We start from the raw sequence: 8180 nt of genomic DNA, 5'->3' as shown, positions 1-8180 counted from the left end.
CTCATACCCAAGTTGTCACTTGAATTCTGTTCAAATGAGCAGAGTGTTGTCTTTTAAATCTTTGTGCAACAAAGCCAGACCAATATAAAAAAGTTATTATTGACTCTGATCACGGTTCATCTTCATACCAATTAATTTACTTATAGCTTCTTTTATTGGTAATAAATAGTATTTATAGATGTCTAAAATTTAAAGCATAAAATTTATCAGGTTGTTTTGATAGTAAATCAATAAACTTTGGAATTGTCGTTGCCATTAATAAGCAAGGATCGTGGTCATCACGATGATTCGCTGTGAAATATTTCATATGCCTTTTAAAAAATAGACAATTTTCAATATTTTCATGAGACATCAGTTCACAATTAAAGTGAGTCATAGACCGCCCACTTAATATAAAGCTCACCTTATAAATATCAGGAAAAATCTGGGTTTTAAATTTATGGAGATGTCAGATGGTACGTCTCTTAACCACAAAGACTGAGTGCAGTTATTCCTGTGATTTTTTCAAATATCACCTACTTAAAACCATAGTACTCAGGGCATCAATTGTTGAGATCAGCTTACTAATTTTAGTTTACAAAGTTTACTCATAATTAATTTAGAAACATGGCTAAGACTGTTACATTAAAAATGAAATTATAAAAATTAAAGTGGTATCGGCAATGAAAATTCAAAATCCTATTCCTCTTAAAGTTATGATTAGTTGTATATGTCTAGGCTTTGCTAGCCATGTTGCAGCTTCTCCTACACAATCCCAAAAAGATAAAAGTCCTTTAACAGATGTGGTATCAAAAACACCAGGTACTTTGTTATCCATTCAGGAACAAAGCACCGATTTATTTCCTCATGCTTCAAAACGATTTTTAATTAATTATCGTAGTCGTGGCATACATTCAGAGCCTATCGTAACTTCCGGATTCATCCTGCTCCCTAAAGGTAATCCCCCAAAAGGTGGATGGCCTGTTGTTGCTTGGGCTCATGGTACAACTGGTGTGGCTGACACTTGTGCACCCTCTGAAGATTATGTAGGAGGGCCTGTGCATGCCTATCAGCAAATCGCCGCCCAACCGCTTGATGCCTGGCTCGCTCGTGGTTTCGCAGTGGTTGCAACGGACTATCAGGGTTTAGGTACACCAGGAAGACATCCTTATATGAATGCACAGAGCCAGTTACATACTGTCGTGGATTCTGTCAGGGCAATCCATCTATTAAAGCCTTACCAGTTCAGTAAAAACTGGTTTGTCATGGGACATAGTCAAGGAGGTGCTGCCACCCTGATGGTAGCTGCTCACGGGCAAAAAGATGCTCCTGAACTCAAGCTGCTCGGAGCAATGGCTGTTGCACCAGGTGGTTATCAATATCAAGGGATTGCCAAATACGTTTCAACTCATTCGCAAATTCCAAAAAGTGTGATTGCATTTCTTCCTATTGTTCTTCTGGGTGCCGATGCGGCAGATCCAAGCCTGAACGTCATGAATCTACTCAGTCCAGAAATGGGACAGATTACGACTAATGCACGGGATCGTTGCTTATCAGAATTGCAAGCTACAGTAAAAGAAGCTCCCAAAACAGTATTCAAATCAAATGCAAATCTTACTCCATTACTTAACTATTCCGCAAAACAGTCGATTGAAAATATGATACCTACTGTTCCCGTAATAATTGTTCAAGGTGATAAAGATCAGATTGTAGATCCTCGTGGTACTTATGCTTACTATCAGCAGATCTGCAAATTGCAAAAACCTATCGCATTCCAACCTGTTAAAGGTGCCGATCACCATGGTTCCTTAAGACAGAGTGCATCCATGGTAGGAAATTTTATCAGCTCGGTTGAACAAGGGAAATTTATGAGTACCTGTAATAAATAATAATCAAGTAAAACTTTAAAAATTAGCCTTTAAAGAATTGTCAGCCCCTTGATTGCAAGTGAGGGGCTGTACATGCATTTAATGCCATGCACAGCAATACAGGCATAGCCCTTTTCACACTTCCACAACTCAGAAGCGATACTCAGGAGATAACTGCTAAAGAGCAGAATCCACTGTGCCTACACCGGATTACAAACGCTTTTCGAAAAATTAAATAATCTATAAATTTCATAAATTTATATCACAAAATACATCACCTTAATTGTATTTTCATCTCAATAATCTATCAATATGTACACAAAAAGTTTAATAAAAACAAGCTATTCAGCATATAGTTCTAGGTGAATACTACATAATATTGGATGATGATAAACAGTGAAAATATAAAACTAAGAATCAGGAGATACATAATGAACGAAGCATACATCTACTGCGATAGAAAAATTATCAAGTGTTCTGTTTGTGAAGCACAGGATGACTATAGCTTTAATGATACTCAGCAATTTTCTATTATTGCTGCTGCAGAAGGCAAGCAAACTCATGGGCGCTACTCTATTGAAAGTATCAAGTGCAAGAACTGCAATAAAGTGGCAAAAAACAGTCAGGATCCCTATTTTTATTATTAAGTTGAATTAAAAGTAAAAACCTACTTTGAAATAGAGTATCTAATAAAGAATGATAATCAAACAAATATGATCATTATTATTGGTCTAAAGGGCCTTCAAAGAATTTCAGATCATAAGTTAAAACTAACTTTAGCGGTATATCAAGGAGATACTCAATGCCTGACTTTATAAGAGCTGTAGGCTTGGGCCTACTTTACCTCCCGCTGATGACCATCAATATCTTTAACACTATATATGCTGATACCTCGCCTATAACCCCTGAATCTCCCAAAGCTATCACATATCCCAATATAGATCGTGGTTTAAATGAAAGCCTTTATCCTGATGAAGAAATCACAGCTAAAAAGATCGCAGACATTATTGAGAAATCTATTCGGAAAGAGTATTCGACCGGTATCGCGCTACGTGATGCACACCCTAAGGCACACGGTTGTGTACGCGCAGAGTTCAAGATAGCTGAAGCACTTCCCAAAGAGTTGGCACAAGGTATTTTTCTTCCCGGAAAAACCTATCAAGCCTGGATACGTTTTTCTAATGGATCTAGTAATGCTCAACAAGCAGATATTAAAAAAGATGCCCGTGGCATGGCAATAAAGCTTTTGGCAGTACCGGGAGAAAAACTTTTAAATCATGATGAAATGTCTACTCAAGATTTTATCATGATTAATCATCCGGTTTTTTTTGTGAATGATCCAGCTCGTTATATGGGCATTTATGCAGGATATAAATAGTGAAAGCTTTCTCAAAAAATTGCATACCCCTTTTGCATTAGGGGCTAAAGGAACCTGGATTGCCTTAAATACGAGAAATACAATATCTAATCCTCTGCAAACCCGATATTGGTCCATGGTGCCCTATCAATTAGGAACAGGCAGTGGTCGTCAAGCTGTAAAGTATTCAGCCCAAGCATGTTCAAGAGGAACAGATCCTATACCCTATAATCCCCACAATAATTTTCTAAGAGAAAATCTACGGAACCAATTGCAAAAAAGTAAGGCATGCATGGAGTTTTTAGTACAACCCCGAACATCAAACAGCATGTCGGTCGAAGATTCCATGACCGAATGGCCAGAAAACCAGGCACCTTTTTACAAGCTAGCGACTATTCATATTCCTCAACAGGATTTTGATACACCTGAACAAAACGAATTTTGTGAAAACCTCTTCTTTACGCCATGGCATACAGTACCGGAACACAAACCTCTGGGAGGAGTAAACCGGATGCGAAAGGTGATTTATGAGCGTATCAGTCAGCTTAGACATGAGATGAATGCTACTAAAAGATTAGAACCACACTGAGAACTAAATATATATGAATTATTAATTAAATTATAACTTAAACTAAAATTAGAGCGATTATTGCATCATTTATTTAATTTAGCTTAATAATTTTAGTAATTTTAGTAATTTTAGTTTACAAAGTTTGTTAATAGTTAATTTAGAAACATGGCTAAGACTGCTACATTATAAATGAAATTATAAAAATTGAAATGGTATCTGTGATGAAAACAAAAAGTCCTCTCCTGAAAATTATAGTGGGCTGTGCGGGCTTAGGCTCTGCTTATTTGCTCGCCTCTCCTGCTATTTCCCGGAAATGCAAGAATCAGGATTCCCAGAAATGCAATCATCATAATTGTGATATTGCTGCAAAGACCCCCGGAACTCTACTCGCTATCGAAGAACAAAGTACTGATTTATTTCCCCATGCCGCCCAACGATTTTTAATTACCTATCGCAGCCGTGGTATACATTCAGAACCCATTGTTGTCTCCGGATTTGTTTTATTGCCACAAGGCAAACCACCTAGAGGTGGCTGGCCCGTTTTAGCCTGGGCACATGGCACCACCGGAGTGGCAGATACCTGTGCCCCCTCTGGTGATTATGTCGGTGGACCCGTGCATGCCTATCAAGAGCTGGCTTCCAAGCCACTTGATGCCTGGCTTGCCCAAGGCTATGCAGTAGTTGCCACCGATTATCAGGGCTTAGGTACACCCGGTAAACACCCCTACATGAATGCACAGAGCCAACTGCATACTGTGGTTGACTCTGTGAGAGCGCTTCATTTTTTAAAGCCTTATCATTTTAACAGGAAATGGTATGTCATGGGACACAGTCAGGGAGGCGCTGCTGCCCTAATGGTAGCTGCACATGGGCAAAAAGATGCACCCGAGTTAAAGTTACGTGGAGCACTAGTCGTTGCCCCAGGAGGATATCAATATGAGGGAATTGCTCAATACGCAGCCTTGCATCCTCAAATCGAAAAAAGTGTGGTTGCATTTCTTCCTATCGTTCTTTTAGGTGCTGAAGCCGCGGATCCTAGCCTCAATATTATGAATTTATTGAGTCCTGAAATGGCCCAGATTGTCAATTATGCGCGTAATCATGGCTTATCGGAATTACAAGCCGATGTGAAAGAAGCACCTCAAACAGTTTTCAAACCCGATGCAGATCTTAATCCCTTAATAGAATACTCGAAAAAACAATCCATCGAAAATATGATACCTACTGTCCCTGTAATGATAGTTCAGGGTAATAAAGACCAGATTGTAGATTATCAAGGTACTCATGCCTATTATCAGCTAATGTGTACCAAACAAAAGCCGATTGCATTTAAAACTGTTGAAGGTGCAGATCATCATGGCTCTTTAAGACAAAGTCAATTTATGGTCGAAGACTTTATCAACTCAGTTGAACAAGGAAAATTTATGAGTACTTGTGAGACAAATTAATGTTCATATTTTTGTCGATTAGATATTTGTGATCACGGTAACTATATGAAATCTATGAAATATGCAGTCTGTTACTAGACTGCATATCATTAAAAGTTTAGCTATTATGGCCTGAGTATGCCATTAACACGCTTATCGCAGTTAAGCTGTAACGAATATCGAAACGTAATATTTCATTTATTTGAGATTAATCCGGGCCTGCTACAGGCCAACTAACTTTAATTAATCCAAATTTTATTCCTTCGCAAACGTGTAGCTAAAGCAAGTATTAGAGCTTTTGCTGAAACTCATAATTTTGATTTTTGAGTTCCCCATTTTGATTCCTTAATTCTTTAGCAAACAACAATGAGAATGAAAGAGGTTCTTTATGTGCTCGAACTATGAATTCCCTTCAAAAAAACGTCTTTCCTTACTAGATATTCATGAAGAACAACTGGAACTCGGAATAAAAATACATGTTTATCCATTAGCACCCGCCCCAATCATTATGCGTGGTGCGGACAAGTTTGAGCTGGATATTGCACGTTTCGGACTAGTTCCATCTTGGGCAAAAGAGTTGAAATATGGCAGACATACCTACAATGCCCGGAGTGAAACAGTGGCATCCAAACCAAGTTTTCGACATGCCTGGAAAAATAACCAGTTTACTTTAGTCCCAGTCGATACATTCTTTGAGCCTAAATATATAGACGATAAACCACACTGGTTTGGTATTTCACGTGAAGATGGTCATCCTTTCACGGTTGCAGCAATTTATGAGGATGCATTGATTGAAGGTGAGAAAATCAGATCCTTTTCGATGCTTACCATAAATTCGGATCAGCACCCATTTATGAAACGGTTTCACAAGCCGAATGATGAAAAACGTTCGATTATTGTGATTCCTGAAGAATTACGACACGACTGGCTCAACTGCGACCATGAACAAGCTCATAATTTTTTCTTTGAAATGAAAGATGAATTTATAGCAAGGCCTAAAGAGCAAGGTTTGTGGACCAACTGAAAAGCCCTAAACCAAGTTAGGGCTTTATTCATATAAAATACTTATTTCTGCTCTCTCAATGGATTTTCTGGCTCGGCATTGGGTTTTTTCTCCGGCTTGACATGCTTATAAGATTCCTGATTCCCTTTATCGTCATTTGATTCTTTTTGTGGATTTGATTCCTGCTCTTGCTCTGGCTTATTTGTCATATATATCTCCTCGATCTGTTTACTCAAAATAAATATGACATCTGACAATAAACATCAATGTTATTTATGTTTCACATTTACATTATAGAAATTTAATCTCTTCAGCATGTACTCACTTCTCACAGCACCTGTCACACATAAGTTAATAAGTCTCGATAGCTGATTGGAGGATAATACCGTATGAGAATATAAACTTACTTATTGGTTAATAGAGAGTCTTGGCGGTGTAATTAAAGGATTCAGACGCCCCCTGTTTTTTGAATATTTTGCTAACGTGTGTCATTCAATATGTCTGAAATGCGATTACGTCACCACCTCAGATAAGTCTGCTTGACTGACTTTGTTGTTCCACCAGAAAGACAGAAAATGTGGTGCAATAATGGCCAGCAATCAAAAGACTGTTTTAAGCATCACATTTACAATACTTCTTTCCCATGGCCTTTATCATATTCATAGAAGAAAAAACATGACGAATATAAATTTATCTTGCCGGATACATAAGTATCGTAATCAACCAAATCTTGTTTTCACCGAGACCAAATACGAAAATCTTCCAACCTTATCTCTATTATAAGGAAAATTTCATCAGTAAAGCCCTCGCCACCTGGTGATTGAACTGGGAAGGCTTTACGTTTATTGTTGGAATATTATTCAATATTTTTCAAGCAATCACGACACTCTTTTATTTCATCATCATCACAGGTGTAATCGATTTCAGTTGCACCATGAAGACCAAATAAACAAAATATAAATTGCATCATGTTTTTCTCCTTTTATATAAATCTCGATTCTGAATCGAGCTTTATTGCTTCAAATATAAAATGATCCAATACATCATGATTTGGATCAGCTGAATAAGCTGGAACGACTTCGCTACTCTGCTCCGTATTTAGGTAAATTAAAGCCTTCAGAGCTAAGTCCGTATAGGTTCTTCAGCTTTAGTCATCTGATCCTTTTTACAATGATCACTTTTACAATGCTCGTTGCTCATCATCTGACACATTTTTTCTTTGCAAGATTTAAAACAACAGCCGACCATCACGCCCATGCCAAATGCGCATATACATCTCATCATAGCTTTGTCCTGTCTTTTCGTGAAAAGAGATATATAAATAACATCTATTCATGTATTTCTCTTGAGAGAATTTTCATGCTTTATGTTGTGAATGAAAACTTATGTGAACAACAGGGGCGAAAACTACAATCAGTATCAAAAAAGAAGATTGTTGCGAAAAAGAAAAAGCCTGTTCAACTCTCCTCAATTGAACAGGCTTTGTAATATGCTGATTTTTAATTATTTAAATTAAGTTTTTTAGAATGACGCCAAGATATCACTAGCCAACCACCCAATCTGTGTAGGATATATAGATTCAATGTTTCCAAATGTGAAATATTCACTATTTCTGTTAAATAAATGTCTGTATTTTAGGCAAAAATATTTTCACCCCTCAAATTTGACCAATAAACATCCAAATATTAAAGATGATCAATTCAAATAAATATTAAAAAGCTTGGTTCAAATTTTGGGAGAAGATTCTCATTTTTAAAATACTTGCTACTAACTATATATAGTTTCTCAACAACTTATAAAATTTGCAGATGGCTGCTTTCTTTTTCGCTATTTATCTCTATAATTTTTCATATAAGGCATATCAACATTTAGCACTATGAAAAAACGCATACTGATTACGGCTTTGTTGCACAAAGATTTGAAATGCAAAGCGCCCCTAATTGAGTCAAATTTAAGGCGTAACTTGGGTAAGTGG

General features: G+C 37.2%; 6 protein-coding genes and 1 pseudogene. 6 read left to right on the top strand and 1 reads right to left on the bottom strand.

All coding sequences use genetic code 11. The annotated features are described in order from the left end of the window. Positions 1-662: 662 nt before the first annotated feature. From VXP95_RS14870 to VXP95_RS14850, 5 genes and pseudogenes are all read left to right on the top strand, one after another. The gene (locus tag VXP95_RS14870; RefSeq protein WP_416712310.1) at positions 663-1868 is read left to right on the top strand and encodes an alpha/beta hydrolase family protein; all 1206 of its coding nucleotides are present in this window, start codon (positions 663-665) and stop codon (positions 1866-1868) included. A 410-nt stretch (positions 1869-2278) separates the two neighbouring features. Then, entirely contained in the window at positions 2279-2494 is a 216-nt protein-coding gene (locus VXP95_RS14865; protein ID WP_191731428.1) for a hypothetical protein, read from the top strand. A 155-nt stretch (positions 2495-2649) separates the two neighbouring features. Continuing rightward, a pseudogene (locus VXP95_RS14860) lies at positions 2650-3793 on the top strand (catalase family protein). Positions 3794-3984: 191 nt separating this feature from the next. Beyond that, positions 3985-5223: an alpha/beta hydrolase family protein gene (locus VXP95_RS14855; protein ID WP_416680056.1), complete on the top strand. Its 1239-nt coding sequence runs from the start codon at positions 3985-3987 to the stop codon at positions 5221-5223. 367 nt (positions 5224-5590) lie between these two features. Next, positions 5591-6226 carry an SOS response-associated peptidase gene (locus VXP95_RS14850; protein ID WP_179992347.1) on the top strand — a complete coding sequence of 212 codons (636 nt, stop codon included), beginning with the start codon at positions 5591-5593 and terminating at the stop codon, positions 6224-6226. A 41-nt stretch (positions 6227-6267) separates the two neighbouring features. Here the strand turns inward: VXP95_RS14850 and VXP95_RS14845 are convergent, their stop codons facing one another. Beyond that, positions 6268-6414 (bottom strand): hypothetical protein, encoded by a 147-nt coding sequence (locus VXP95_RS14845; protein ID WP_171254943.1) that lies wholly within the window; start codon positions 6412-6414, stop codon positions 6268-6270. 976 nt (positions 6415-7390) lie between these two features. Here VXP95_RS14845 and VXP95_RS14840 point away from each other — a divergent pair. After that, a complete protein-coding gene (locus tag VXP95_RS14840) occupies positions 7391-7693 on the top strand; it encodes a hypothetical protein (RefSeq protein ID WP_171254942.1) in 303 nt (100 codons plus the stop codon). Positions 7694-8180 lie beyond the last annotated feature (487 nt).

Origin of the sequence: Acinetobacter sp. 226, from assembly GCF_048147925.1 — a bacterium.
Taxonomy (GTDB): domain Bacteria; phylum Pseudomonadota; class Gammaproteobacteria; order Pseudomonadales; family Moraxellaceae; genus Acinetobacter; species Acinetobacter pecorum.
The sequence above is the reverse complement of the archived record's forward strand: the minus strand, read 5'-3'. Positions and strand labels throughout refer to the sequence as shown.

What these genes read in the sequence shown, in the direction of transcription:
- VXP95_RS14870 (WP_416712310.1), top strand. Translation starts at nt 663, where the DNA reads ATGAAAATTCAAAATCCTATTCCTCTTAAAGTTATGATTAGTTGTATA.
- VXP95_RS14865 (WP_191731428.1), top strand. Translation starts at nt 2,279, where the DNA reads ATGAACGAAGCATACATCTACTGCGATAGAAAAATTATCAAGTGTTCT.
- VXP95_RS14850 (WP_179992347.1), top strand. Translation starts at nt 5,591, where the DNA reads ATGTGCTCGAACTATGAATTCCCTTCAAAAAAACGTCTTTCCTTACTA.
- VXP95_RS14855 (WP_416680056.1), top strand. Translation starts at nt 3,985, where the DNA reads ATGGTATCTGTGATGAAAACAAAAAGTCCTCTCCTGAAAATTATAGTG.
- VXP95_RS14845 (WP_171254943.1), bottom strand. Translation starts at nt 6,414, where the DNA reads ATGACAAATAAGCCAGAGCAAGAGCAGGAATCAAATCCACAAAAAGAA.
- VXP95_RS14840 (WP_171254942.1), top strand. Translation starts at nt 7,391, where the DNA reads ATGCTCGTTGCTCATCATCTGACACATTTTTTCTTTGCAAGATTTAAA.